Genomic DNA, 24,238 nt, shown 5'->3' on the forward strand with positions numbered 1-24,238 from the left:
TCAATAGATGCTTCACAACTAGTATTGGAGAGCTTGGTCTTGGAAAACAGCACTCTTGTCGCAATTTTAGTACCAAATATAGGAGCTACACCTACTCGGATAGCCTTATCTATGAAAAAGAAAAATCAACATCCCTAAAATGCGTTTCCTTTCTGAAGACTCATTTTTTTATTATGCTTTTCCGTTCAGCTGTCGGTTTAAATAGCAACATCTTGCGAACATGATAGGCCTTCTTATCAATGAGAATAAGCCGGAGCGTTTGTGACTTATCTTTCCACTCTCTCCGAATCGCTTTAACCGCATTGATTCCCGCATAGCCTCCGCCAATGACCAAACATAATAATACATTCATCACCTTCACTCCCTCTCTCGTTTGGTAATAAAACGAGGGGAGAATTCATTTTGTGACATCTTTTCTCTATCCTTGATAAAAAACTTTGTGATTAGCTTCAAAGCAAAGAGGTTCTGTTGGTGTTTAATCAATTCAATACCAGCATAAAAAAAGCAGCCTTTATAAGGGCTGCTTTTTTGCATTTTCATCTGCTTCACAAAAGTGTCACACGGTTTCTTCCTTGGTTTTTAGAGAGGTACAGCGCACGGGCAGCCCTGTCTATGACGGACATGTCTGTGTCATTATGCATAAAGAGCGTAACACCAATGCTAATCGTCACACCATAGCTGTTCCAGCCTGCCTGTTCAATAGTATGCTGTATTCTCTCAGCTGTTTTCTTTGACTCATTTTCGTTCGTATTGAACACTTGCTAGTCAACTACTTAGTTTGAACCAAGCCAATTTCGTTAATTATCGGAATTTCTTTTTTTAGTAAAGATAGAAAAGTTTCTTCGATTTTGTTGTCGATTTCACAAATCGTTATGGCCTCACCATTAATTTTCGAACGTTCATTAGCCATACGGGCGATGTTATATCCATTTTGATAAAGAATTCCGGATAAATCGGCAATGACTCCTTTTTTATCGGTATGGCGGATGACAAGTGTTGGCCGTTCTCCTGAAAACTTTAATGGATAATCATTGAATTCCTGAACCTCCACTTTACCACCACCTAAAGAACTGGCCAATACCTTTACAGTACGAGAAGGGCCTGTCAGTTCAACGAGAACGGTATTTGGATGATAACTTCCAAGCACCCGTTTTGTGAATTCGTATTGTAATCCTTTTTCATTAGCGAGTTCTTTGGCGTTTGGAATGCCCTCATCCATTGTCGTTAACCCAAGAACACCTGCTAATAGAGCTAGATCTGTCCCATGGCCCTGATAGGTTTTGGCAAAGGAGCCCATTAGCGAGAAATTCACATATAAAGGATTCTCATTTAATAGCTGGCGGGCAATGTTCCCGATTCGGACAGCTCCGGCTGTATGCGAACTTGAAGGGCCAACCATTACAGGACCGATGATTTCATATGCACTTTCGTATTTCGCTGGCCCGCCACTACTCGTTTTTTCACCGAGAATCTGTTCTTTTAATTTTTGCCCTGTCGGAGTTCCAGCCAGACCCCCTATCCCAGTTTCTCTCAATGATTCAGGCATTTGCTGCCCAACTTCATGCATAACATGGATCACTTCATCTGGAAGAATGATGCTTGTTACCCCAGCTAGAGCCATATCTGCTGCAGCTTGCGCGGTAATAGCATGTAAACCGTTGCGAATGATGCAAGGTATTTCCACAAGACCAGCAACTGGATCACAAACCAATCCGAGTGAATTTTTCAAAGCAATTCCGACGGCATTTCCTACCTGTGCCGGTGTTCCGCCAGCAAGCTCAACTAATGTCCCAGCTGCCATTCCGGTTGCTGATCCGACTTCAGCCTGGCAGCCGCCGGCAGCCCCTGATATCGAAGCTTTATTGGCAATGACTAAACCGAGAGCAGAAGCAGTAAATATCGATTGTACAATCTGCTCACGGGTGAAGTTTCCGCTGTCAAGGGCGTGAACAAGTACGGCTGGCAAGATTCCCGCTGAACCGGCTGTTGGTGTCGCTACAATCCTCCCCATTGCCGCATTTACTTCTGATACCGCCAGCGCATTTGCGGCAGCATTTAATGTTGTAGGATTGACAAATGAGTTCCCGTTTTTTGCATACTGATAAAGACGGTTTCCATCTCCACCCGTCAAACCAGTTCGAGACATAACAGCACTCATTGTCCCTCTCCGGACAGCCTCTTCCATTACCGTAAATTGTTCCGACATTTTTGCGATGATCGTTTCTCTAGAATAACCTTTCTGTTCCATCTCAGTTTTGATCATCAATTCCGAAATTGTTGTTTTTTCCTGCTCTGCTTGTTCAATTAATTCTTTTAGGCTTGTAAAAGACATGTGATCACTCCTTTAAATAAAACGGCTCCCACGCTCGAAGCATGAAGAACGTCCATTTGTTTACTTTATTCTTGCCGGAAATATTCCGTAACAACAGCTGCCCTTGCTTTTGCTGCCATAATCAAGCTATCTTCATTAATGGTGAATGTAGGATGATAAGGATAAACTGGACCTCCACCGGCTTTGCTCCAATAAAACATACTACCAGGGATCTTCCCCAAATAGTAAGCAAAATCTTCAGATCCAGATATTGGCAGTGTCTCTACTACCGCTTTGACTTCATTCATTTATCCATACATATTTCAGCTTTTACTCATATAATTTTGGAGCAATTTGAAGGAATCTTCTGGCCGCTAATACGATAAATTTCAATAAAACATGGATTCAATTAATAATGAAAGTAGAAGAAGCAGAGCAATATCTAAAAAAAACAAAATTGATGAAAGCTCTACAGGTATTGTACAGGTGTGGGAAGGATTTAAAGCTGTTGGAAAAGAAAAAGTAAATGGAGAAGAGGAAATAGCACCGCTGGTTCAATGTGGTGTTTCCAATTTCACAGGAGAAAAACGGTTTTATTATGACTTTGTTAGACAGTTTACAAATGAAGATGGTGAGGCGGAGCAGCTATATTGTGAATTTGTCTTTGAGCCAACTAAAGAGCTGAAAAAGTTAAAAGCTGAAAAGTGGTACTTTGAATTTCTTTATAGGGGTAACGTTAGGAAAGTGCGGATTTACAACGATCAGAATTTTGATACAAGTCTTATGAGATATCACAAAACTTAATTTAAAGTTGACTTGATTATGTGCCAATAGGTTTTCCCCTGTTAAGATTGTGAAAGTTTCTATTTATACTAACGGAGTAGTTTAGTTTAACAAGAAGTAAACTAAAATTTATAGAGGGGAACTAACATGACAAAGAAGAATAAGAGAATGAATTCTAAGGTTGATGAATATTTAAGTAAAGCTAAAGATTGGAAGGAAGAATATGAGAAGTTGAGAAATATCGTTCTTGACTGTGAGTTGACTGAAGAATTTAAGTGGATGCATCCTTGCTACACGTTTGAGAATAAAAACATAGTTTTAATACATGGATTTAAAGAATATTGTGCGCTTCTGTTTCACAAAGGTGCCTTGTTACAGGATGCCCAGGGGATTTTAGTTCAACAAACGGAGAATGTACAGTCGGGGCGCCAGATTCGGTTCACCAATGTTCGAGAAATAGTTGAGATGGAACCCATTTTGAAAACCTATATCTATGAAGCCGTTGAAATTGAAAAAGCCGGTTTGGAAGTGAATTTAAAAAAGACTTCAGAATTTATAATTCCTGAAGAATTACAAAATAAATTCGATGAAATCCCTGCCTTGAAAACTGCTTTTGAAGCATTGACGCCGGGACGGCAAAGAGCATACATTCTTTATTTTTCTAAAGCCAAACAATCCAAAACTCGAGAGTCAAGGGTTGAAAAGTATACGCCGCAAATTCTCAATGGAAAGGGACTAAATGATTGCACTTGTGGATTATCTCAAAAGCAGCCCAACTGTGACGGCTCGCACAAGTACATTTGATAAGAAAATATATAAAACAAACTTTAAGATATTACCTCACTTTGCGTTCATTCGAACTCCTTTTTAGATCGCAGGTAACACTCCATCAAATAATTTAAAACGGAACTTCTGACGAATGTTGGGATGTTTTGCTTGCAGCCAGATTGTTAAGAAGGCATCATCATACTTAGCAACTATCAAAGGAGGCAAAAACAGTATGAAAATCATTGTTACCAGTATATTCGTACAAGATCAAGACAAGGCGCTTGAGTTTTATACAGAAACACTGGGCTTTGTAAAAAAGCACGACGTTCCCACCGGCGAATTTAGGTGGATAACGCTTGTTTCTCCCGGTGATCAAGACAGTACCGAGCTTTTACTTGAACCGAATGTCCATCCAGCTGCGCAGGAGTATCAAAAGAAGATATTTGCCGAAGGTATCCCAGCAACAATGTTTGGCGTTGCAGATATTCGTAAAGAGTACGAACGATTATTGGAAAACGGCGTGAAGTTTACTATAGAGCCAACAAAAATAGGCGAAGTCACAATAGCTGTCTTCGACGATACATGCGGCAACCTTATTCAGATAGTGCAGAATTAACTTTATGTCGAAATAGTTGTTCAGTGAAGTGTTTTTATCAACAATTAAACAACAACTTTATGTAACCCTGTTCTAACTTTAGAACGGGGTTACACATTTTTAAGGTTTAAAAATAAATGACATTGTTGTCATTCTCCCCTTGATCCAGATAATTCTAAATGGGCAAATGAGAAAAATAGATTTTGCTGCTGGCATGAAATTGCGGTTAAGATTTTGTCCATAAATGAAATTAAATAAAAAAGCTCTGGCACAAACCAAAGCTCCTTCTCTTTCACCATTATTTTCTATCATTTTTATAATATCCAGTTCCGTTACAATGATGGCATCCGTTGCCATTGCAAGGCGTGCAGATATATTGTTTCATTATTTTCCCTCCTTTTTTACAGCAGTGATACAATCTTTTTTCTCGTTTCAATTGAGGTGCTTCCATTCTTTTAAATCTAAAAATTCTTTACCTAAAAATCTAATTTTTAAATAGTAAATATTTTCTGTCTTTTCATTATTTCCAGTCCGTCGTATATTAAAACATTTATCGACAAAAATAGATAGATTTACACAAATAAGTAGGTTTTTTTGGATTCCTATAGTAATTTGTCAGAACTTTACCATGAAAAATCTCTTGGGTGCGGATACCTCAGCAACAACAAAAGTGCACTTAAGCGAATGTATACATTTGCTTAAGTGCACTTTTGTATAGGTATACCTATGCTTACTAACTATTTCGACTATCTTTTCGTATAGATTTACTACAAACGTTTCTTGGATATTAGTTGACTGGTAACCACAGATATGTTCAACAGAAAATCTTATAAACATGTCATAAGAGAACGTGATCATCATAGAATAAATATCGTTGTAAAATTTATTTTCTAAGGAGCGGGTAAGATGAGCGTATTATCAACTTCTTCAATTAGAGCAGTAGTGAATCAATGTATTGAAGCATGCTTGAAATGTGCCAGAGCTTGTGAAGAGTGTACAACTAACTGCTTAAAGGAATTGGATATTCAAACAAGAATCGAATGTATCCAGACTTTGCAGGATTGTGCTCAAGTCTGTTTGCAGGCATCCTCCCTTATGGCTCGCAGCAGTACATTCGCTCAACAATACTGTGAGCTTTGTGCAGCTATTTGTGAAGCATGTGCGGAACATTGCGAAGCATTCAATGACACTTATTGCCAGGAATGTGCTCAAATCTGCCGTGAATGCGCACGAGCTTGTAGAAATGCAGCTTCCTAACTGCCAAAGACTTTCTTCACTTTGTTCAATTTAATCATTCTTAAAATGGAAACAAGCTATCGTCCAACTGTACGTAACAGTTTAATCATCCGTTCACTTTCAATTGGGTTTTGATCATAAATTGGGTCAAAAACAGTCAAAAGAATCTATCGATTAAAATGTTAGTTTAGTTAATTATTTGTAAATGAGTAAAAAACATGTTTAAATTCAAAAATACCCCTTATATAATCAGTCTTGTGAAAAAAAAGAAAAAAGCTGACTTGATAACAAGAAGCGCTAAAAAGTTCCTTTAAATATTAAAGGACCTTTTTATGCGCTTTTTCTTTTTTATCACATAAATTTTCATAACTGGAGGGATGAAAAATGGAAAAATGTGTATGAACATGATGATGATGAACTGCCTGGAAAAAATGATGTGTGAAATGAACTGCCTAAAAATGATGATGGATTAAATGATGGCTAAAATGCAAGAATGCAACGAAATGATGACATCAATGATGAATATGATGGATGGCATGAAAGCAGCAACACGCTAATAAAATAATCAGATTTATGCAACATAAATGTTAGTATATAAATCTGCCGTTTACACTTTAGCTGACATGTTCATATACAGCAAAAGCCATTTTTTTTGGACAATTTCTATAAATGTGTCATAAAAGAAAGAATTTCATAGAACAACTATCGTGACAAAAATATTTTTCTAAGGAGCGGATAACATGAGCGTATGGTCAACTTCTTCAATGAAAGTAATGATGGAGCAATGTATGGAGGCATGCTTAAAGTGTGCTAGAGCGTGCGAAGAATGTACAAGCATTTGCATGCAGGCAACAGATGTTCAAGCAAAAATCAACTATATCCAAACATTGCAGGACTGCGCTCAAGTTTGCTGGCAGGCAGCTTCTTTTATGGCGCGCAGCAGCCAGTTCGCTCAACAATACTGCGAGCTTTGCGCCGCTATTTGTGAAGCTTGTGCAGAAGAATGTGCAAAGTTCAACGATGCTTGCTGCCAGGAATGTGCTCAAATCTGCCGTGAATGCGCACAAGCCTGCAGAAACATGACTTCTTCTTAAAAACTGATATTAAGATGCTCAGAAAGGAAGGTCTCCATACCTTCCTTTCTGAACAATACTTTTTAATACTGAGGCGATTAATTGTTGTTAGTCGAGCAACTATTATATTACCTCAAGAATAACCTTGGTTGGAAAGTTCTTAATCTTGGAGCGGCGTATGCTCGTACTTGCTCATTCTATAAAGCATTAAAGCCAATTGACCTCTTGTTAAATTATCCTTTGACTGGGCTGTGTTATTTACAGAAATATTATCAAGCTCATATCCAAATGACTTAATAAAGCTGATAGCCGCTTCGCCTCACGTAGTATTATCCGCAGCTCCAAAGTACACATCCGACTTACCCAATATAATTCCATTATATTTAAGAGCTGCCACTGATTCAGCTACACGAGGCCTCTTCGTAGACTGTCCTATTTACATCAAGGAATGGTGTTGATCCTTCCCGCACTGTTGGCGGATCAATAATTATATCCTGTACTGGACTTGTAGTCTTCTTCTGCAATCGCTGGTGAACGACGTAAAAATGGTGCTTGCTACAAATGATGCAGCTAGAACATCTAACGGCTTTTTTTATACCTCTCTCCTTATGTCAGTCTTCATTCTAAATTCCACTATAAGTGAACAGTAAGTGAATGAATATACAAAACCAGTATTAGCACCTGTTTTATCCTTAAGCTCAATATTCTTACTTTTCCCTTTGTTACTTTTCAATTATTAAAATAAAAGCAAAACTAAGGGGTTTTATAAGTGAATCATTCAGCTTTGTATCTGGTAATGGATCCAGCGGTTAAACAAACGAATCCAGACGAAAATGTTTTTATGGAATTTGATCGGCTTTATTATGTAATGAATCCTATCAATCGCCATGTATACTTAATTGGAGAAAAAGACCTTCGAGAACCATCTGATGAGCTGAATTTTATTTTCGGTGTTCCAACTATCAAAGATGTTGCTAAATTGGTAAAGCATGATCGTGCCTTTCGTCAGGCTGTAATTGAGGTGTCTGATGAAATAGACAGCGAAGATGCGATAAGAATGAATGTGATTTTTCGCTTGGTTTGTCTTGACGAGCTGCTGGGATTTTTGAACGGTGTCTCTAGATTATTTGCCTATATAGATGATTTATCCGAGTGGTTCATCCCCCCCCCTACCCTAAGCAGATACTGATACAAGAAGGCCCATATAAGTGGGATGATGAGGGCCGCTGTTATAAAGAAGTCTTACCCTATCCAACAATAGATTGAGCTCTTCTGCTTAGTTTTACAACGACAACAAAATGAGGGCCTCAATTTAAGACTGCCGCTCCCTTATTTATTAAAGCGCACCTATCAGAAATGTAACCATCACAAACAAGTTAACGCATAAAGCCCTCATTACAGGCGGAAAATTTCTTTCCGCTCTTTTTGTCAGATGCAATAGAAGTCCCTAAATGAAAAGGAATTCCCCTTCTTCCTCCAGCTGTTTTGCCTCTCCTATTTTCTCGGGCATCCCAAAAGCCTAATTCTCCTCTTCTTGCTGTTGAAGCTTCTTTATGCTGCCAGGCCAGAAACGATAAACGAAAAATACAAATACATGATTAGAAAGATGCGAAAAATGGATTCAATACAGACATTTTGAACTACCGCCCGTTTATTAAAAAATACAATCAAGCGTATCAAATTTTTGAATTAAATTATCTATAAAATTCATAGTAATATAACGTAAAACAGCATATTTCGATGAGTATGATTAAAATTGAGAGAATACAGTTTTTTTATTTCTTAATCCCCCTAAGTTTAGGCGAGTTAATTAAAGAAGCCAAAACAGATGAATTTTTAGCAATCGGCTGCATCGTATACAAAAGTACTATGAGCGCAGTTCCTCGCATAACATCCGGGCATAGAAAAGGAAGCGTTATTTTAAAAGGTGAGTCCCTCCACCATCCGCCAACGGGCAGTAAGTTTCATAAACTCTATTCATTGGTAATGGGACTCTGCAAGGACACCATCTTGACTTGAAAAGAAGTAAGAGACAACGATTTTATTTCCTGTCATCTTTACAATTAAAAACGATTGAAAAGGAGTCGATGATTGATGGTACGTACTTTAGGTGAAATGGAAGAAACATTGGTGCAGCTAAAAGAAGACATTGTTTCTAACCGGCGTTATTTACACCAACATCCTGAACTCTCGTTTGAAGAACAAGAAACATCTCGCTTTATTGAAAACAAATTAAAAGAATACGGCATTGACCAAATTGAACATTATGGAAAATACGGCTTAATTGGCCGCGTTAAAGGTGCCCTGCCTGGCCCGACTGTAGCTTTACGGGCAGATTTCGATGCACTCCCCATTCAAGATCAAAAAGATGTGCCGTATAAATCAACGGCAGCTGGCAAAATGCATGCATGCGGGCATGATGGACATACATCAGCGTTATTGGGTATTGGGCGTGTATTAAAACAATATGAAGACCAACTAAAAGGGGAAGTCATTTTATTATTCCAGCCTGCAGAAGAAAAGCCTCCGGGCGGTGCACAATTTATGATTGAAGATGGCGTATTGAAAGAGGTCGATGTCATCTTTGGTGCTCATTTAGACACATCAAGACCAGTAGGTACGGTTTCTATTGGCAGTGGCTATCAATCAGCTGCTGTAGACTATTTTAAAATTGAAATTAACGGACATGGCGGGCATGGCGCTTATCCACATCAAACAATCGACAGCCTTGTCATCGGTACAACGGTCGTGAACAGCTTACAGCAAATTGTCAGCCGAAAAGTCAATCCACAACAATCAGCTGTCGTAACCGTTGGACAGTTCCATGCAGGACAAGCGTTTAATATCATTCCTGATTCTGCTCTAATCGAAGGAACGGTCCGCACTTTTAAAGAAGATGTGCGAAATACAGCGGAATATGAAATTCAAGCCATTTCAAAAGGCATCGCCGCAAGCTTTGGTGCATCCGCAAATGTGATATACGAACGCGGATACCCTTCTTTATACAATCACGTTACTGAAACGGACATTGCCAAAAATGCTTTTATTGAATCCTTTGGAGAGGATCATGTACTAGCTGCACAGCCAGGAATGGGTGCTGAAGATTTTGCATTCTATCTAGAACATAAGCCAGGCAGCTTTTTTAAAGTTGGTGCACGAAATGAACACCCGAATACTCATTTCCCACACCACCATCCATTGTTTGATTTTGATGAAGAAGCGCTTATTCATACTGGAAAAGCCTTTTTAGCGATTTTAAAACAATACGTTATTTAATAGGAACCTTGGAACACATTAGTTAGCGCTGCTTTGTGTGCTGGTATATAGCAAAAGCGATCTTTCACTTGGTGAAAGATCGCTTTATGTTATTCGACATCAGCAGCCAAAGGACACATACAGTTTCAGTTTTTGAGAAGCTAGTTCCTGCGGGGCTATGCACATTCATGGCAGCAAGTATCGTTGAACTCTTTCACGCAAGCTTCGCAAATGGCGACGCAAAGCTTGTAGTTTTGTTGAACGAACTGGCTGCTGTGGACCAAAAAAAGGACGGCCCGCCAGCAAACTTGAGCGCATCCCTGCAGTGTTTGGATGCCGTTTTTTCACTTGAACATCTATCTCTGCAGGCAAGTCATTGTGTATTCTTCGCACGCTTAAGCACATTTTAAACACTCCTCTATCACTCTGTTTTCATTCGCAGTCGATGACTCTATAAGGAACAGGATTCATGTAATTAGGCACGATCCCTTTTACATTTGATGACGACAAGGTAAATTCTTTTTCTCATAATCATCTTTCAGGGATTATATTTCCTGTCCCGGCTGAAGTGTTTCTACACCTTTAATTTCAACTGTTTCCGGATATTTGAGGCCTGAGCCCGTGTTAAGGCATACAACATGCTCGTCTGCCTGGATCCATCCTTGTTCACGCAGGATTCTAGCTGCCGCAAAGGTTGCTGCTCCCTCTGGGCAAACAAAGTTTCCTTCTAATGAAGCTACTTGTTTTTGCGCTTTCAATAATTCCTCATCTGAAATGGCAATCGCACAACCTTCTGTTTCATAAAGCCCTTCAAGAACTAAGAAATCCCCCAATGCTTTAGGGACATTAATGCCAAATGCACAAGTTGCTGAGTCTTTAAAGAATGTGGATTCTTTTTCGCCTTTTTTCCATGCTTCTACAATTGGCGCACAGCCTTTTGCTTGAACAGCTACTAAACGCGGAAGTTTCCCGTCTTTGATCCAGCCCAATTGCTGCAGTTCAAATATGGCTTTATAAATTCCAATGATGCCTACTCCCCCGCCTGTTGGGTACAAAATAACATCTGGAACCTTCCATCCAAATTGTTCGACGATCTCATAGCCCATTGTCTTTTTACCTTCAATACGATATGGCTCTTTCAGTGTAGAAGCATCGTATACGCCATGGTTCTGTACTAAATGGCCAACAACCTTTCCTGCATCACTGATCAAACCGTTGATAAGATGTAAGTCTCCACCCGCAATATAAACCTCTTTACGTGTAATTGCCGGCGCATCTAAAGGCATGACAATTGTGGCTTTGATATTTGCTTTTGCCGCATACAGCGCCCAAGCCGCACCTGCATTACCGTTTGTTGGCATAGCTAAATGGTTTACACCCAGTTCTTTTGCCTTTGAAATACCAACACTTGCACCCCGTGTTTTAAAAGAACCCGTTGGAATTACGCCTTCATCTTTTATGTATAAATGATTTAATCCGTATTCTGCTCCTAATGTTGGGAGCTTTTCAAACGGCGTCATTCCTTCACCAAGTGTTACAACATTTTCCTTTTCATGAACAGGCAGTAACTCATGATATCTCCATAAGCTATTTGGACGATTTGCAATCTCTTCACGTGATACGTTTGCTTTCACTTTCTCTAAATCATAGCGCACCAATAATGGTGAACCGCACTTACATAATTGTTGTACCTTTTTTTCCTCATATACTTCACCGCATTTTGGGCACTCTAAATGTGAAATGTAGCTATAGTTTTTCATTTTTCCCCTCCTAAAAATAAAAGACTACAATCTGTGTCTTCTTCAGGTCTCCCCTGCAACTGTGGAAGCAATTTTTTCACGCTTTCCGATAATTTTTCACTATATGCCTCTGCTTAATTAAGTAAAAGCAATATATGAATGATTAGCGTTGCTTTATGAATCAGCCTATAACAAAAGCGGCCTTCCTTTCTGAGAAAAGACCGCGTATTGTGTTAGCCGGAGTAATAATGTTATTTGATACGGACGTACCGTTAGCAACAGGCTGTTTCCTGCCTTTTAAATCTCTATTAGGTAACGATTAGACATTAGGATACGACATTATAACGCTTCAAGAATTTTTTTCCGGCCCAGACAAACAGTCTATCCATGAAAAATCCCATCAGCCCCAAGACCACTAATCCTACAAAAATCCAGTCTGTTTGGAAGTACAGTCTGGCATTCCAGATCATGAAGCCGACTCCTTCATTTGCGGCAACCATCTCCGCACCAACAATCGCCATAAAAGAGGATCCCATCGCAAGCTTGGCGCCCGTAAAAATATATGGAATGGACGCCGGGATGATCACATAGCGCAGCACTTGAAAACTGGATGCGCCCATGCTTTTCGCTGAACGGATTTTATCTTCTGAAATCGAAAGTACCCCTGTTAAGGTATTGATAGTAACAACAAAGAAAGTCGCATACATAATCAAAAATATTTTTGATTGTTCGCCAATTCCGAACCACAGCATAAACAGCGTGATAAATGCCAAAGGAGGAATAAAGCGTACAAAGTTAATTAACGGTTCTACAAGTGAACGGATGAACTGGTTACTGCCAATCAGCAGGCCTAACGGGATCGCAACCAAATTTCCTAAAAACCAGCCGGCCAATACACGGGCAAAACTGTATCCCATATAGATGAACAGCGACCCGTCTTTACTAAGTTCTATCGCCCCTTCTAAAGTGGCAAGAGGACTGGGTAGAAACTGCGGATCTGAAAAAAAAGCGGCAATGCTCCAGATAACTAATAATCCAGCCCATCCCAAGATACCTGTTTTTGCAATAGTACCCCAATGATTTTTAGAACTTTTTCTTTTTTTAACCGTTTTATCTCTAATTTGATGACGGGCAATGGTTTCCATTTTCATGACCTCCTCAGTCAAAATGCGACTGGACGATTTGATAGTAATGATTGAAATCCGGGCTTGTAATTTCACGTGGATACGGCAGGTTAATATCATACGTATCAATGATTTTCGATGAAGGGCCGACTGACATAATGCCAATGCGCTGGCCGAGCATTAATGCTTCCTGAATATCATGCGTTACGAAAATGACCGTCTTATTCGTTTCCTGCCAAATCCTGATCAGTTCCTTCTGCATGGTCCGTCTTGTCATCGCATCCAATGCACCGAATGGTTCATCCATCAATAAGATATCCGGGTTATTTGCCAGGACGCGTGCCAGCTGTACACGCTGTTTCATTCCTCCCGAAATTTCACTTGGGAACTTACAATGGTGTCCCGAAAGGCCGGCAAGCTCAATATAGGATTGAGCCATCTGCTTTCGTTCTTTTAAAGGAACCTTTTTTATTTTCAGTCCAAATTCCACATTTTCTTCTACAGTCAGCCATGGAAACAATGCAGAATCCGCCGATTGAAAGACAAATCCCCGGTTTGCAGCGTAGCTGGAGTCCGCCCCATGTACATCAAGCTGGCCATCAGTTTGATCCAAAAAACCGGCAATCAAATTGAGAAGTGTGGATTTTCCGCACCCGCTTGGGCCCAGCAGAATATAAAACTCCCCTTGCTTTATTGTCAGGTCAACATCTTTTAATACGTAAACAGATTCCGATGTGTCCTCTGCAAATGTTTTAGACAGCCCTCTAATCACAATAGAGGGACTTTCTTCTTGTATCACTGTCATAGGGCGATTCCTCCAATCTTTACTTTTCGTACGTTACAGACTCTGGGAATGCTTCGCGCAAAGGTTCCAGGTACAACTTCTCTTGCAGGCTGTAATCTTGCTTTAGCAGCTTTCGATCAAGAAGCCATTGCTTCATGTCAGATAGATGGTCAAAATCTTCCTGCTTGAATTCAAGCGTATAATTGGACCGCTCCAAATCCCGTAAAGTGTCTTCCTTTTTCACTTTTAATTCTTTATAGGCGATTTCCGCTGTTCCGTCTGGATTTTCTTTGACATACGCGATGCCTTCCTTGATCGCTTTTAACAGATTCACGATCGCCTGCTGATTTTCTTCCGCAAACTTTTTGTTCGCCACTAAGTAGCTGCTCACTGCAATATCAATGGAAGAAAGATCATCAATTTTATGAACTCCATCAATGGCTTTGAATTTTTCAAGCAGTGCACCGCTTGCCAATACAGCGTCAATGTCGCCTTTTTTCACACCGACCAGTGCTTCGTCCGGTGTACTGTACGGTACATACTCGATATCCTCTTCTTTAATTTCTAAATGTTCCAAATATTTGGCCCAGTGGTATTCAAAAACAGTTCCTTTGGCGACGCCAATTTTCTTCCCTTTTAACTGTGACGGCTCATCAATGCCTTTTACAGCTAAAATTTCCGATTGTTTGATCGTTTCCGGTGTGCTGTGCGTTAATGATGAAAGCACGACTAAGTCGCCGCGGTTTAATGAATTCAGCAAGGCATAATCAGCTGCCAGGCCCGTATCTGTTTGTTCTGTTAATAATGCATTGATTGTATCTATTCCGTATGCAAAGTTGGAAATGGACGGATTAATTTGATGATCTTTAAAATATCCTTCTGCATTTGCAGCGCGGATCTGCAAGGATCCGCCTGCTGCTGTATCAATCCCGATACGTATTTTTGCCGTCTCTTCATCTTCTGCGCCCGTTGCACTGTTGTTTGAGCAGCCCGCTAAAAACAGGGATAACACTAAACTAAAAACCAGCAGTCCGTTTAATCGCTTCATTACTGTTCCTCCAGTATCAGTTATTCTGCTTTTCCAGCGTTTCATCGTACCGTGCCACGCATAGTGCTCCCTCACCAACCGATTGCGCCCCTTTTATTTCAACGACTGAATCCGTCCCTCCCGGTGCAGCATTCGGTACACGGAATGTTTCAATATTTAAAGGCTCAATCGCTACTTCTTCCGGTTTTTCAAGCTGCGGCACCCAATTATAAGGAACTCGGTAAGCACGATAAACCATGTTTGAATTACGAGGATTTTTGTAAGGCGAGACATACTCCCATACAATTTCATGCTCGGCATTTACTTCAAAAATACGGCCATTTGCTCCTTCTGTAATGAGGGTGTTTCCATTTTCTAAACGCTGGGCAGAGCTGATATATGGACTGTAGAAACGGAAAGAGTCCGTCGGTACCTGGAAGTTTGCTTCAAGCCCCGTATACTGCCATACAATCTCAAGAGTAACTGGGTCGATTTCCAAAACGCGGGAATGATCACGCACTGCATTTTTGTTGCCATTTGGTGATGCCGGATTTGGTGCGCCGTAACCGCCCCATCCGCCATTGTCAAACACTAATACATTGCCTTCGCCTGGCAGGCCTTGCGGAATGATATGGGCGTGATGCTGTCCGATAATCCATCCCAAATGCTCAAGTTCAGTTGTTGAATAGTCAGGTCCAATCTGCCATACAATTTTGCCGGTACGCTTATCCGTGATGCCGATAATATTAGCTTCCCGTGCATCCCAGATAATATTGTCAGGATGGAACCTTTCATCTCCTGCATCATAATGACGGTTTGGCCCTACTGCTGAGATCGAATTGATATGCAGCCAGTCGCCCGACTCATTCCCGAAAAAGCGGCGATTTGGCTCTTCATAAATCACTTTTTTTGCTTCATCATCAAACTGGAGTTCATCAAAGTGATCGCTGAATGACCATTCCCATACGATGTTTCCTTCCCAGTCCACTTCCAAAATAACATCGTCCAGCAGCTCATACTTCGAAATCTGAGGCTTATGGACATTACGGTGAGCCAAGATAAGCGTATTTCCTGCATCAGTTTTTGGACTTTGTCCTGGTGCATAGTAACCGACTGGATTTCCTTCACGCTGATAGTCATGGTGTGCACGTGCAAGCCATCTTCCTTCATGCCCCGGGTCTGTAATGAATTCATGCTTATCAAATTTCCAGACGATATTCCCTTCAAAATCTACTTGTACGAGATCCCCTTCATCCTGAAAACCATGCTCCGGATCCCGGTTAAATGTATGACCCAGTACATATCCGCCTGGAAAAATTTTATTCGGAAAACCACGAAGCCCTTTCCATAAGTGAACTTCTTTTCCATTCATATCAATTAATAAAGCACCGAGGCCAGGAGCTTGAAAAATGGTATAACCGCTCCATGCTTTTTCTGGTGAATAAATAGTTGCTCCTGTCGGGTGAATTGTTGGAAGTCCCATACGTTCCCTCTCCTTTTCATATCAATAATAGATGATTTAATAAGTTAAAAAACGGCTGTTTTGAATAGGTGAAGCTTTTTTGCTTTCTTTTTCTAACGACATGATTTCACCTGACAGTCCTTCTAAATTATTGATTAAGCGCGAATACAATTTGATTTGCAGGCGGATTTCTTCGGGTGAAAATCCATCGAATAAAATGGAAATGAGGTTTGCCCCAATATCACTATTTCGGTTTAAAAATGCTTTCCCCTCATCCGTCACATCCAGCAGGACAATTCGCCTGTCTTCTTTATGGCGTTTGCGGGCGGCAAACCCCCTGCTTTCCAATTTGTCGCAAATAGCGGTAATGGCTCCCGAGGTAAGGTCTAGCTCTACAGCTAAATCCGTTAACCGCTGCTCACCATCTTGGATAATCTTTTTTAAAATCAAAAACCCGGGAAGCATCACACCTTCGATCGTGATTTTGTCGCGTTCTTTGATAAACTTGCGAACCATTTTGCGAAATAGCCAATCCGCTTCTTCGAGTAATTCCATATCAATGTTTTCCATGCTCCCCCCTCTCCAGGCTGAATGGGTATGAAAAAAGGCACCTTATACAGTTCAACATTCAAGATTGAAGAATGTTTTGAACTGTATAAGGTGCCTTTGGATGCCCAATCAGCACTTGAATTTATTTTAACGCTAAAAGAATGAATGCTAAACAATTTGATGTTCATATCTTAATCCCTTAATTCCCATAAGTCAAGTAAGAATTATAAGAAATATTTTTTTATTTAAGAACATAGCCGCTTTTTGATTCAAACAACATACCCTTTTAACAAATAAGATCTGTTCACAGAAGAATCCATATAGCCTCAAGGGCTTCTTCAATGTACTAATGAGCATGACTGACTATAAGCTTAAACGGTGCTTCTTATTCCTGCGGCTAAATAATTTGCTGCTTCAAAGATCGTTTATTTTGAGCTAGTTAGACAGCTATTTTCCCTGGTGTTAGAACCTTAGCTACCACCCTTTGTATTAAAGAAATATTAAGAGTTGAGAAAAATATGAAAAATGAGAAGTGTGAATGGTACGATTCGGATGTTGATACGCATTGGAAAAGCCTGTTTCTTTAAAGAGATCAAGGGAGGGTTTTCATGTTTAATAAACATGCAGATTGGAATTCCGGCAGTATATAGAAGAAGTACCTGGATAAAGAATATTTTGATCATGGATACAGACAATCTGTTGTTGTATTTGTGTCTGAATACCAACAGCATAACCTGTCTGAAAATACGGCAGGTGCGATTGAGGAATTTTCAAAAGAAATGGCAAAAACGCATGAAGTGTCCGAATACTTTCAGAAGCGTTTTTTCAATGATGCTTTAAGAGAGTTCAACCGTGTCACATGGAAAAAAATTTGTTCAGGAAATGTTTGTGCTGCCATTTACTGGAGAACCTCAAGACTTTAAGAGCAGACTGGACATATTGTACAAGCCCTTTACCAAGTATATAGCAGAAGCAGCCGCTCAGCTTAGCGATTATGGAGTGTGTTTCAGCAGTATTTGATGAGGCTAAGGACATGCAGTTATAAAGAACATACACAAAGCATTAATTGCTACTGATAAAAATGATGATTTGGATCAAGATTATGAGCAGGCGGCAGAAGAATATAAGTTTAATGAACCAGATATTATTGCAGTCGAGCTTTCTTATTATATTGAATTATTGAATGGGACAGCAGCAAGCAGGATAAGCAAACAAAAACAGCGAAAATTCTTAAATAAATTCACCGATCATTTATATGAAGCCCGTGCTTTATTAGAAGTCTTTGAGGACTGATCACCTTTTAGTCCAATATGCTATTCAACTATATCCTAATAAAAAAGCGCTGCCCGGTTTGAGGGCAGTGCTTTTTTATTATCGTTAGACACATAACATTCTATTTGTGAATCTGGTCCTCACCCGTGTGTTGGGCCCAAGTTGGTGAAAACTGTCGATCTGTATTTGGAAAAGAGTTGATTCCTACCTGGTGGTGGGCATACGAAACCTTATTTTAAATATTTTTCTAAAAAGACTGTCCGATTTTTTAGAGAATGGGTTATAAGAGTATTTTAGCTAATTGAAATTAACTTTATGTATTCAGAGGCAGTATACTGCTAGGTACGAATAATCGGTTATGATGATTAAAACCCAAACCGTCAAAGCGCTTTAAACAGCCCAGCTTTTAGCAGCGTTTTCGATAAAAGGATCACTTAAGCCCTCAGACAAAGATAGAAGCAGGCTGCTTCATGCAGAATTATAAACACAATCCATTCATCTTTTAAAGGTAATCTGAGTAGATGAATGGATTCAGTTGTAATAGGTCATCGCGTTCATTTCACTTTTTCCCAATGGTTTGTGTCAATGAATGTTGTTTCTTTTTCAAACAGCTCATTTATTTTATCTGTAATAATGGTACATTCATTCAAATCCATGGCCTTACATAATGTGTTCTTGTTAAATTTAGAACTGTCGGCCAGGACATAACATTCTTTTGAGTTTGTTTTAACTATTGCTTTTTTACTTGCTTCTCTGAAATCAGGAGTATTAATACCTCCCTCAAGACTAATACCACTAGCACCAAGAAAAGCTTTATCAAAAAACAGATTTTTTAAATTTGAGTCAGTGAGAGGTCCTGCAATTGAATCAGTTGCTTTATTCACTTCTCCCCCAACTATAATACAGTGCACGTTATCCCCATCTAATTCATTCAATACTTGAGTTCCTGATGTTATAACTGTAATTTGTTTGTTGTTTAAATATTTAACCATCTGCAAGCATGTTGTACCTGAATCCAGATAAATAACGTCACCATCTTCCACCAATGAAGCTGCAAGTTGTCCAATTTGATCTTTTTCATTAATGTTAAGAAATTTTTTGGTCTCTACAGGAATATCAAAAGAATTGTCTCTTAACTTAACAGCTCCACCTCTGAGCATGACTATTCTTCCTTCTTCTTCAAGGATTTTTAGATCTCTCCTGATTGTAGACGATGAAACGTTTTCAAAAATGGAGAGAAAATCATCGATGTAAATAATATCTTTGTTTTCCAGCTCTTCAATTATTTTATTTCTTCGAATATAAGGTATCATTGATCTCCCCCCAATCCTTCTTTAATAGTAGCAATCACACGAAAAAACAAATATTGCCGGGTAACTCGTTATCTTAGCTAATCACCCTTGTTCCTCGTTTAAAAACAATACAATTATTAGTATTCCAATATTTTATCTTAATTTTAACACTGAAAACTGGATCATACAAAAAAGAGGAAGTCAATAAAAGGGGTAGAACACTCAATTTTAATACCATTTTTTTCTTATGCTCTATCGTTTTATAAGACTTCCTTAACCTTCAAGGCACTATGTGAAGAACCCAGTTATAGACTATATCAAGGCTAATTCTGTAATTGTTTCACCATACTAAGTGTAGGCATTGCTTCCTGCGACCCGATTTTCATAACTGTCATGGAACTAACTTGTGAAGCAAAAGAACCCGATTGCTGATAAGTCATTTTATTTAAAATCCCGTAAGCAAGTGCTCCAATGTATGAATCCCCTGCTCCAGTTGTTTCTATTGCCTCAACCTTATGGGGTTCTATAAAATATTTCTGTTCTCCATCATAAATAAGGCTTCCCTGTTTCCCAAGTGTAATCACCAGAACGTCTGAAATTTTATTATATATTTTTTCACAATATTTCATTGCATCACTAAGATTGTCGATCTTCTCTCCTGCAAAAAAACTTGCCTCAGATTCATTTACGACTAAGCAGTTGACTAATTTTAAACATTCTTCTGAAATGTTATTAGAAGGTGCTGCATTTAAAATGATGAAACAATTGTGCTTTTTTGCCATTTTTATTGAGTATTCAACAACCTCCAGAGGAATTTCTAGTTGCAATATAACAATGCTGCTTTTTGCGATTACATTTTCAGCATTTTTAATATCCTCCACTGTGAGAGCGTAGTTAGCACCCGTTGAAATGGTTGCAACCACACTTCCGTCTTCCAGAGAATTTACTACACCTAAGCCAGTGTTTGTGTTAGATGTAGTAATAAAAGTCGTATCTACATGATATTTTTGGAGAGATTTTAATAACATTTCTCCGTGGTTATCATCACCAATTTTTCCGACCATATACGTTTTCAAACATAGTTTCGAGCATTGAACTGCCTGGTTTGCTCCTTTTCCGCCGCTGCAGAATGTAACACTGTCAGCCATATAGGTTTCGCCTATTTCCGGGAACTTTTTTTGTTTGAAAATAATATCGTAATTCAGACTTCCAATAACTGCTACAGATTTATTTTCCATACTTTATTTATTCCTCTCTGGAAATCTTAATTTATCTTTCTAACTTCACTATTTTTTGCAATATTATTTTTGTTCCGCTTTAGATTTAAATTTTGCAGCTTATCTTGGATAACCTCGAAATAAGCAGCAACTGCGATGATTGCTCCTGTAGCTATATACTGCCAAAATGTATCGACTCCTACTACAACGAGACCAACTTTTAGTGCAGATAAAAGGATGGCGCCAAGAAGCGTTCCGATAACTGTTCCTCTTCCGCCGGCTAAACTAGCGCCTCCAATAGCTGCAGCAGCAATCGCATTTAATTCATAAGACTGGCCGGCAGTAGGCTCTCCAGTTCCTAATCTCGCCAATAAAATCAACCCAGCAAGAGCAGCTCCTACACCACAAAGAGCGTAAGCAAGAATTTTACTTCTATCTACATTAACGCCTGATAAGCGAGTAGCTTCTTCATTGCCTCCTAGAGAATATACGTATACCCCGAATTTTGTATACTTTAAAATCACAAAACTTAATACTGTGAACCCTAGCAAGATAAAAACTGATACTGAAATACCACTGAACACATCTCTGTCAAGAAGCTGTCTAAATCCTGTTGGTATGTCTACAATCGGCCATCCGCCAGTGTAAATATACGCAAGACCTCTATAAGCACTCATGGTAGCAAGAGTTGCGATAAATGGCTGAAGCTTTAATTTTGTGATTAAGATTCCATTGAATACTCCAAGTACAAAGCCCAGAATAATCCCAACGACGATTGCTAAAAAAGGATTCATGCCCCGAACGAGTAAATCGCCAACTACTACAATAACAATGGCAAAAATAGAACCGATTGATAAATCAATACCGGCTGTTATGATTGCGAATGTAATTCCTAATGCTAACAGTCCATTGATGATACTTTGGTCAACAATATCAACCATATTGTCATAGCTTGCGTATATAGGGTCGATAATGGTAAAAACAGCGATCATTGCAATTAAAGCCCCGACGATACTTAACTCACGACTAAACCCTTTCGATATAAACATCTGTATTTACCCCCATTGCATATTGAAGAATGTTTTCCTCATTTAGTTCTTCTTTGTTAAGTTCAACCACTTGCTTACCTTCTTTCATTACAATCACCCGGTCACACATCCCAATGACTTCTGGTAACTCCGATGAAACGATAATGATAGACTTCCCTTTATCGATCAGGTCCTCTAGGATGCGGTAAATCTCCGCTTTCGCGCCCACATCTACTCCCTTAGTTGGCTCGTCCAAAATTAAAATATCAATATCTGCTGAGAGCCATTTTGAAATGACTACTTTCTGTTGATTGCCGCCGCTTAAATTTGCTGTCATGTATGATGGATCTTTTGGATTTAAATTAATTTCATTTATATAATGATGACAATTCTTTCTCTTATTTTTGTGGTTAATAAAACCCAACTTGCTGAATTTACCTAAGCTGGCTAAACCAATATTGTCAGCATTGCTGAAATACTTGGTGAATCCCTGCGTTTTTCTGTTCTCTGGTATTAAGCCAATCCCTGCCTGTAAGCCTTGCTGCGGTGTTTTGATTTCTGCTATTTTTCCTTTTACTTTGACAGTTCCGCTAGTCTTTTTATCCGCACCAAACAATGCTCTAACCACGTCTGTTCTTTTTGCCCCAACTAATCCAGCAAACCCTAAAATTTCTCCTTTTCTTAAGTTAAAAGAGATATTCTCAAAGATTCCGCTGCGGGATAAATTGCTGACTTCTAAAACAATGTCTTCGGTGAATTTATGTTTCTTAGAACGGACAGCAAATGCAGATACATCTCTTCCTACCATGTTTCGTATTAATTCATTTTGCGACACCTTAGACATTTCAACGGTTTTAATAAATCCTCCATCCCTTAGGATTGTTGCTCTATCACAAACCTCAAAAACTTCATCTAAGTGATGGCTTACATAAAGAATGGTGATTCCTTCTTTTTTTAATTCGTTTAAAATTTCAAATAAAGCAGCAACCTCATTTTTTGTCAAAGAAGCAGTAGGCTCATCAAATGATATGATTTCCGCTTTATGATATAACGCTTTTGCGATGGCCACCATTTGCATTTCGCCCGTACTTAATTGAGAAGCAAGATCTTCACTTTTAAACCGGCAGTTTAATTTCTTTAATAATTCATTTGCTTTCTTATGAACTTCTTTAAAATTTACAAACATCGATTTTGTTGGTTCATAGCCTAATACAATATTTTGACCCACTGTCAAATTTGGAATTAAACTTACTTCCTGATGGACTTTAGAAATACCAAATTGGATAGCATCATTAGGATTTTTAAAAGAGACCTTCTTATCTTTAATTTTTACGGTCCCATCATATTCTGAATACACTCCATGAAGAATATTTAATAAAGTGGATTTCCCCGCCCCATTTTCCCCCAAGAGCGCATGGATTTCTCCCCTTTTAACAGAGAAGTTTACATTGTCTAACGCTTTAACGCCTGGAAAGATTTTTGATACTCCTTCAAAACGAATAATTTCATCAGGTCGTTGTAACACTTCTATCTCTCCTTTTTGAAAGAATGATAGTGAAAGCAATAACCGCTTTCACTATCATTCTCGCTCTTTTTACTTAATCTCTGGCTCGCTCCATTTGATAATTTCTTCCGCTGGAGTATCAACATTTGTTGAATCGATTAACGCCTGAGGAGTCCAAATGACACGAGGTACTTCCTGTCCGGCTAATTTCCGCAGAGTTGCCTCCACTGCAATTTGACCCTTATAGAGTGGGAAGGAATCAACTGTTGCGTCTAATTCACCCTTGCGGATAGAATCATATGCTTCTTGGATTCCGTCAACACCAACAACCAATATATCTTTACCGGATGCATTTACTGCCTCCTGTACACCAAGTGCCATTGTATCGTTATTTGCGAAAATCGCTTTTAAATCCGGATGTTTCTTAATCCATGTTTCAGTTAAGTCTTTGGCTTTCAGCCGATCCCAATCCGCATTTTGTTTTTCAACCACCTCTACACCGGGAGCATTTTCTTTCATCCAATTTTCAAATCCTAATGTACGTTGTTTAGCTGCAAATGCTTTAGGCATCCCTACTACAATGGCTACTTTACCTTCCCCATTTAATTTGCCTGAAACCCACTCGGCTAACAATTCACCATTTTCAACCGCTCTAGGCCCTACAAAGTTTGGAGCTTCTTTTATGATCCCATCATTAACGTTAATAACTGGAATATCTTCATTCAGTGCATCTTCCACACCTGGAACAAGATTGCTGTCAGAGATTGGAGATAAAAGTAATCCTGTATATTTTTTATTGACCATATCCTGTACAATTGCCAGCTGACCTTGCTCATCACCCTCACCTTGAGCAGCTTTTACATCAATTGAGACGTCATAACCGTTCTCTGTGAATTTCTTGGCACCGAGTTCCATACCTTCTTTTAATGTCCGCCAATACTCATTTTCAAAAGCTTTGGATACCGCACCTAACTTAACTTCTTCGTCTAGTTTTGGTACTGGACCCAGATCATTTCTTACTTCTTCGATTGTTTTTCCATCAGCAGAATCCGGGTTAAATCCGTCTTCTTCTTTTGAACTTGTGCTTCCCCCTTGGCCTGTAGACTGTGCCGAACACCCGACAAGACTAAAACTCATAAGACATGCAGCAAATGCAGTAGCATATTTTTTTGAAGTGTTTTTCATTTTGGTTACCCTCCCGCAAGCGTTTTCATTTTTA

The 24,238-nt window shown here is 39.2% G+C and carries 25 protein-coding genes and 1 pseudogene; 10 read left to right on the forward strand and 16 right to left on the reverse strand.

Annotated elements, in window-relative coordinates; translation table 11 throughout:
• Nucleotides 1-160: 160 nt before the first annotated feature.
• The 4 genes from RRU94_RS17775 to RRU94_RS17785 all read right to left on the reverse strand — a co-directional run bounded on the left by RRU94_RS17775 (nucleotide 161) and on the right by RRU94_RS17785 (nucleotide 2,619).
• On the reverse strand, nucleotides 161-352 hold the full coding sequence (locus RRU94_RS17775; protein WP_315692175.1) for a hypothetical protein: 192 nt from the start codon (nucleotides 350-352) through the stop codon (nucleotides 161-163).
• Nucleotides 353-545: 193 nt separating this feature from the next.
• Entirely contained in the window at nucleotides 546-758 is a 213-nt protein-coding gene (locus RRU94_RS25740; RefSeq protein ID WP_410492983.1) for a GGDEF domain-containing protein, read from the reverse strand.
• 11 nt (nucleotides 759-769) lie between these two features.
• The gene (gene sdaAA / locus RRU94_RS17780; protein ID WP_315692176.1) at nucleotides 770-2,332 is read right to left on the reverse strand and encodes an L-serine ammonia-lyase, iron-sulfur-dependent, subunit alpha; all 1,563 of its coding nucleotides are present in this window, start codon (nucleotides 2,330-2,332) and stop codon (nucleotides 770-772) included.
• Between the two features lie 65 nt (nucleotides 2,333-2,397).
• Entirely contained in the window at nucleotides 2,398-2,619 is a 222-nt protein-coding gene (locus RRU94_RS17785; protein WP_315692177.1) for a hypothetical protein, read from the reverse strand.
• 91 nt (nucleotides 2,620-2,710) lie between these two features.
• Between RRU94_RS17785 and RRU94_RS17790 the strand changes: the two genes are divergently transcribed.
• From RRU94_RS17790 to RRU94_RS17800, 3 genes are all read left to right on the forward strand, one after another.
• Nucleotides 2,711-3,115 carry a hypothetical protein gene (locus RRU94_RS17790; protein ID WP_315692178.1) on the forward strand — a complete coding sequence of 135 codons (405 nt, stop codon included), beginning with the start codon at nucleotides 2,711-2,713 and terminating at the stop codon, nucleotides 3,113-3,115.
• A gap of 126 nt (nucleotides 3,116-3,241) precedes the next feature.
• On the forward strand, nucleotides 3,242-3,898 hold the full coding sequence (locus tag RRU94_RS17795; RefSeq protein WP_315692179.1) for a DUF1801 domain-containing protein: 657 nt from the start codon (nucleotides 3,242-3,244) through the stop codon (nucleotides 3,896-3,898).
• Between the two features lie 196 nt (nucleotides 3,899-4,094).
• Nucleotides 4,095-4,478, forward strand: a complete 384-nt coding sequence (locus tag RRU94_RS17800) for a VOC family protein (RefSeq protein WP_315692180.1) — start codon at nucleotides 4,095-4,097, stop codon at nucleotides 4,476-4,478.
• A gap of 99 nt (nucleotides 4,479-4,577) precedes the next feature.
• Here the strand turns inward: RRU94_RS17800 and RRU94_RS17805 are convergent, their stop codons facing one another.
• Nucleotides 4,578-4,814 carry a hypothetical protein gene (locus RRU94_RS17805; RefSeq protein WP_315692181.1) on the reverse strand — a complete coding sequence of 79 codons (237 nt, stop codon included), beginning with the start codon at nucleotides 4,812-4,814 and terminating at the stop codon, nucleotides 4,578-4,580.
• A 738-nt stretch (nucleotides 4,815-5,552) separates the two neighbouring features.
• On the opposite strand from RRU94_RS17805, the gene RRU94_RS17810 reads away from it, so the two are divergent.
• From RRU94_RS17810 to RRU94_RS17835, 6 genes and pseudogenes are all read left to right on the forward strand, one after another.
• Nucleotides 5,553-5,714, forward strand: a complete 162-nt coding sequence (locus RRU94_RS17810) for a four-helix bundle copper-binding protein (RefSeq protein WP_315696035.1) — start codon at nucleotides 5,553-5,555, stop codon at nucleotides 5,712-5,714.
• A 356-nt stretch (nucleotides 5,715-6,070) separates the two neighbouring features.
• Nucleotides 6,071-6,250, forward strand: a pseudogene (locus tag RRU94_RS17815) (hypothetical protein).
• Nucleotides 6,251-6,433: 183 nt separating this feature from the next.
• The gene (locus RRU94_RS17820; protein ID WP_315692182.1) at nucleotides 6,434-6,787 is read left to right on the forward strand and encodes a four-helix bundle copper-binding protein; all 354 of its coding nucleotides are present in this window, start codon (nucleotides 6,434-6,436) and stop codon (nucleotides 6,785-6,787) included.
• Nucleotides 6,788-7,535: 748 nt separating this feature from the next.
• Complete coding sequence (locus RRU94_RS17825) at nucleotides 7,536-7,955, forward strand: hypothetical protein (protein ID WP_315692183.1); 420 nt, start codon at nucleotides 7,536-7,538, stop codon at nucleotides 7,953-7,955.
• Between the two features lie 905 nt (nucleotides 7,956-8,860).
• The gene (locus RRU94_RS17830) at nucleotides 8,861-10,042 is read left to right on the forward strand and encodes a M20 metallopeptidase family protein (RefSeq protein ID WP_315692184.1); all 1,182 of its coding nucleotides are present in this window, start codon (nucleotides 8,861-8,863) and stop codon (nucleotides 10,040-10,042) included.
• Nucleotides 10,043-10,209: 167 nt separating this feature from the next.
• Nucleotides 10,210-10,431 (forward strand): hypothetical protein, encoded by a 222-nt coding sequence (locus RRU94_RS17835; RefSeq protein WP_315692185.1) that lies wholly within the window; start codon nucleotides 10,210-10,212, stop codon nucleotides 10,429-10,431.
• Nucleotides 10,432-10,566: 135 nt separating this feature from the next.
• On the opposite strand, the gene RRU94_RS17840 is transcribed toward RRU94_RS17835, so the two are convergent.
• From RRU94_RS17840 to RRU94_RS17865, 6 genes are all read right to left on the reverse strand, one after another.
• Nucleotides 10,567-11,781 carry a threonine synthase gene (locus tag RRU94_RS17840; protein WP_315692186.1) on the reverse strand — a complete coding sequence of 405 codons (1,215 nt, stop codon included), beginning with the start codon at nucleotides 11,779-11,781 and terminating at the stop codon, nucleotides 10,567-10,569.
• Between the two features lie 305 nt (nucleotides 11,782-12,086).
• A complete protein-coding gene (locus tag RRU94_RS17845; protein ID WP_315692187.1) occupies nucleotides 12,087-12,905 on the reverse strand; it encodes an ABC transporter permease in 819 nt (272 codons plus the stop codon).
• Between the two features lie 13 nt (nucleotides 12,906-12,918).
• Nucleotides 12,919-13,689, reverse strand: coding sequence for an ABC transporter ATP-binding protein (locus RRU94_RS17850; RefSeq protein ID WP_315692188.1), 771 nt, complete (start codon nucleotides 13,687-13,689; stop codon nucleotides 12,919-12,921).
• A 19-nt stretch (nucleotides 13,690-13,708) separates the two neighbouring features.
• Entirely contained in the window at nucleotides 13,709-14,716 is a 1,008-nt protein-coding gene (locus RRU94_RS17855) for an ABC transporter substrate-binding protein (protein ID WP_315692189.1), read from the reverse strand.
• 16 nt (nucleotides 14,717-14,732) lie between these two features.
• The gene (locus RRU94_RS17860; RefSeq protein ID WP_315692190.1) at nucleotides 14,733-16,178 is read right to left on the reverse strand and encodes an aryl-sulfate sulfotransferase; all 1,446 of its coding nucleotides are present in this window, start codon (nucleotides 16,176-16,178) and stop codon (nucleotides 14,733-14,735) included.
• 36 nt (nucleotides 16,179-16,214) lie between these two features.
• Nucleotides 16,215-16,727, reverse strand: a complete 513-nt coding sequence (locus RRU94_RS17865) for a MarR family winged helix-turn-helix transcriptional regulator (RefSeq protein ID WP_315692191.1) — start codon at nucleotides 16,725-16,727, stop codon at nucleotides 16,215-16,217.
• 1,068 nt (nucleotides 16,728-17,795) lie between these two features.
• Between RRU94_RS17865 and RRU94_RS17870 the strand changes: the two genes are divergently transcribed.
• A complete protein-coding gene (locus RRU94_RS17870) occupies nucleotides 17,796-17,999 on the forward strand; it encodes a hypothetical protein (protein ID WP_315692192.1) in 204 nt (67 codons plus the stop codon).
• A 533-nt stretch (nucleotides 18,000-18,532) separates the two neighbouring features.
• Here the strand turns inward: RRU94_RS17870 and RRU94_RS17875 are convergent.
• The 5 genes from RRU94_RS17875 to RRU94_RS17895 form a co-directional block, all read right to left on the reverse strand.
• Nucleotides 18,533-19,291, reverse strand: coding sequence for a DeoR/GlpR family DNA-binding transcription regulator (locus RRU94_RS17875; protein WP_315692193.1), 759 nt, complete (start codon nucleotides 19,289-19,291; stop codon nucleotides 18,533-18,535).
• Between the two features lie 302 nt (nucleotides 19,292-19,593).
• Entirely contained in the window at nucleotides 19,594-20,508 is a 915-nt protein-coding gene (locus tag RRU94_RS17880; RefSeq protein WP_315692194.1) for a ribokinase, read from the reverse strand.
• A gap of 26 nt (nucleotides 20,509-20,534) precedes the next feature.
• Nucleotides 20,535-21,536: an ABC transporter permease gene (locus tag RRU94_RS17885; RefSeq protein ID WP_315692195.1), complete on the reverse strand. Its 1,002-nt coding sequence runs from the start codon at nucleotides 21,534-21,536 to the stop codon at nucleotides 20,535-20,537.
• Nucleotides 21,514-23,040 (reverse strand): sugar ABC transporter ATP-binding protein, encoded by a 1,527-nt coding sequence (locus RRU94_RS17890; protein WP_315692196.1) that lies wholly within the window; start codon nucleotides 23,038-23,040, stop codon nucleotides 21,514-21,516. Before RRU94_RS17890 ends, RRU94_RS17885 begins: the two co-directional genes overlap by 23 nt.
• A 69-nt stretch (nucleotides 23,041-23,109) precedes the next feature.
• Complete coding sequence (locus RRU94_RS17895; protein WP_315692197.1) at nucleotides 23,110-24,204, reverse strand: sugar ABC transporter substrate-binding protein; 1,095 nt, start codon at nucleotides 24,202-24,204, stop codon at nucleotides 23,110-23,112.
• Nucleotides 24,205-24,238 lie beyond the last annotated feature (34 nt).

It is taken from the genome of Domibacillus sp. DTU_2020_1001157_1_SI_ALB_TIR_016 (genome assembly GCF_032341995.1).
GTDB lineage: Bacteria > Bacillota > Bacilli > Bacillales > Domibacillaceae > Domibacillus > Domibacillus indicus_A.

What these genes read in the sequence shown, in the direction of transcription:
- RRU94_RS17775 (WP_315692175.1), bottom strand. Translation starts at nt 352, where the DNA reads ATGAATGTATTATTATGTTTGGTCATTGGCGGAGGCTATGCGGGAATC.
- sdaAA (WP_315692176.1), bottom strand. Translation starts at nt 2,332, where the DNA reads ATGTCTTTTACAAGCCTAAAAGAATTAATTGAACAAGCAGAGCAGGAA.
- RRU94_RS17785 (WP_315692177.1), bottom strand. Translation starts at nt 2,619, where the DNA reads ATGAATGAAGTCAAAGCGGTAGTAGAGACACTGCCAATATCTGGATCT.
- RRU94_RS17790 (WP_315692178.1), top strand. Translation starts at nt 2,711, where the DNA reads ATGGATTCAATTAATAATGAAAGTAGAAGAAGCAGAGCAATATCTAAA.
- RRU94_RS17795 (WP_315692179.1), top strand. Translation starts at nt 3,242, where the DNA reads ATGACAAAGAAGAATAAGAGAATGAATTCTAAGGTTGATGAATATTTA.
- RRU94_RS17800 (WP_315692180.1), top strand. Translation starts at nt 4,095, where the DNA reads ATGAAAATCATTGTTACCAGTATATTCGTACAAGATCAAGACAAGGCG.
- RRU94_RS17805 (WP_315692181.1), bottom strand. Translation starts at nt 4,814, where the DNA reads ATGGCAACGGATGCCATCATTGTAACGGAACTGGATATTATAAAAATG.
- RRU94_RS17810 (WP_315696035.1), top strand. Translation starts at nt 5,553, where the DNA reads ATGGCTCGCAGCAGTACATTCGCTCAACAATACTGTGAGCTTTGTGCA.
- RRU94_RS17820 (WP_315692182.1), top strand. Translation starts at nt 6,434, where the DNA reads ATGAGCGTATGGTCAACTTCTTCAATGAAAGTAATGATGGAGCAATGT.
- RRU94_RS17830 (WP_315692184.1), top strand. Translation starts at nt 8,861, where the DNA reads ATGGTACGTACTTTAGGTGAAATGGAAGAAACATTGGTGCAGCTAAAA.
- RRU94_RS17835 (WP_315692185.1), top strand. Translation starts at nt 10,210, where the DNA reads ATGGCAGCAAGTATCGTTGAACTCTTTCACGCAAGCTTCGCAAATGGC.
- RRU94_RS17840 (WP_315692186.1), bottom strand. Translation starts at nt 11,781, where the DNA reads ATGAAAAACTATAGCTACATTTCACATTTAGAGTGCCCAAAATGCGGT.
- RRU94_RS17845 (WP_315692187.1), bottom strand. Translation starts at nt 12,905, where the DNA reads ATGGAAACCATTGCCCGTCATCAAATTAGAGATAAAACGGTTAAAAAA.
- RRU94_RS17850 (WP_315692188.1), bottom strand. Translation starts at nt 13,689, where the DNA reads ATGACAGTGATACAAGAAGAAAGTCCCTCTATTGTGATTAGAGGGCTG.
- RRU94_RS17855 (WP_315692189.1), bottom strand. Translation starts at nt 14,716, where the DNA reads ATGAAGCGATTAAACGGACTGCTGGTTTTTAGTTTAGTGTTATCCCTG.
- RRU94_RS17860 (WP_315692190.1), bottom strand. Translation starts at nt 16,178, where the DNA reads ATGGGACTTCCAACAATTCACCCGACAGGAGCAACTATTTATTCACCA.
- RRU94_RS17865 (WP_315692191.1), bottom strand. Translation starts at nt 16,727, where the DNA reads ATGGAAAACATTGATATGGAATTACTCGAAGAAGCGGATTGGCTATTT.
- RRU94_RS17875 (WP_315692193.1), bottom strand. Translation starts at nt 19,291, where the DNA reads ATGATACCTTATATTCGAAGAAATAAAATAATTGAAGAGCTGGAAAAC.
- RRU94_RS17880 (WP_315692194.1), bottom strand. Translation starts at nt 20,508, where the DNA reads ATGGAAAATAAATCTGTAGCAGTTATTGGAAGTCTGAATTACGATATT.
- RRU94_RS17885 (WP_315692195.1), bottom strand. Translation starts at nt 21,536, where the DNA reads ATGTTTATATCGAAAGGGTTTAGTCGTGAGTTAAGTATCGTCGGGGCT.
- RRU94_RS17895 (WP_315692197.1), bottom strand. Translation starts at nt 24,204, where the DNA reads ATGAAAAACACTTCAAAAAAATATGCTACTGCATTTGCTGCATGTCTT.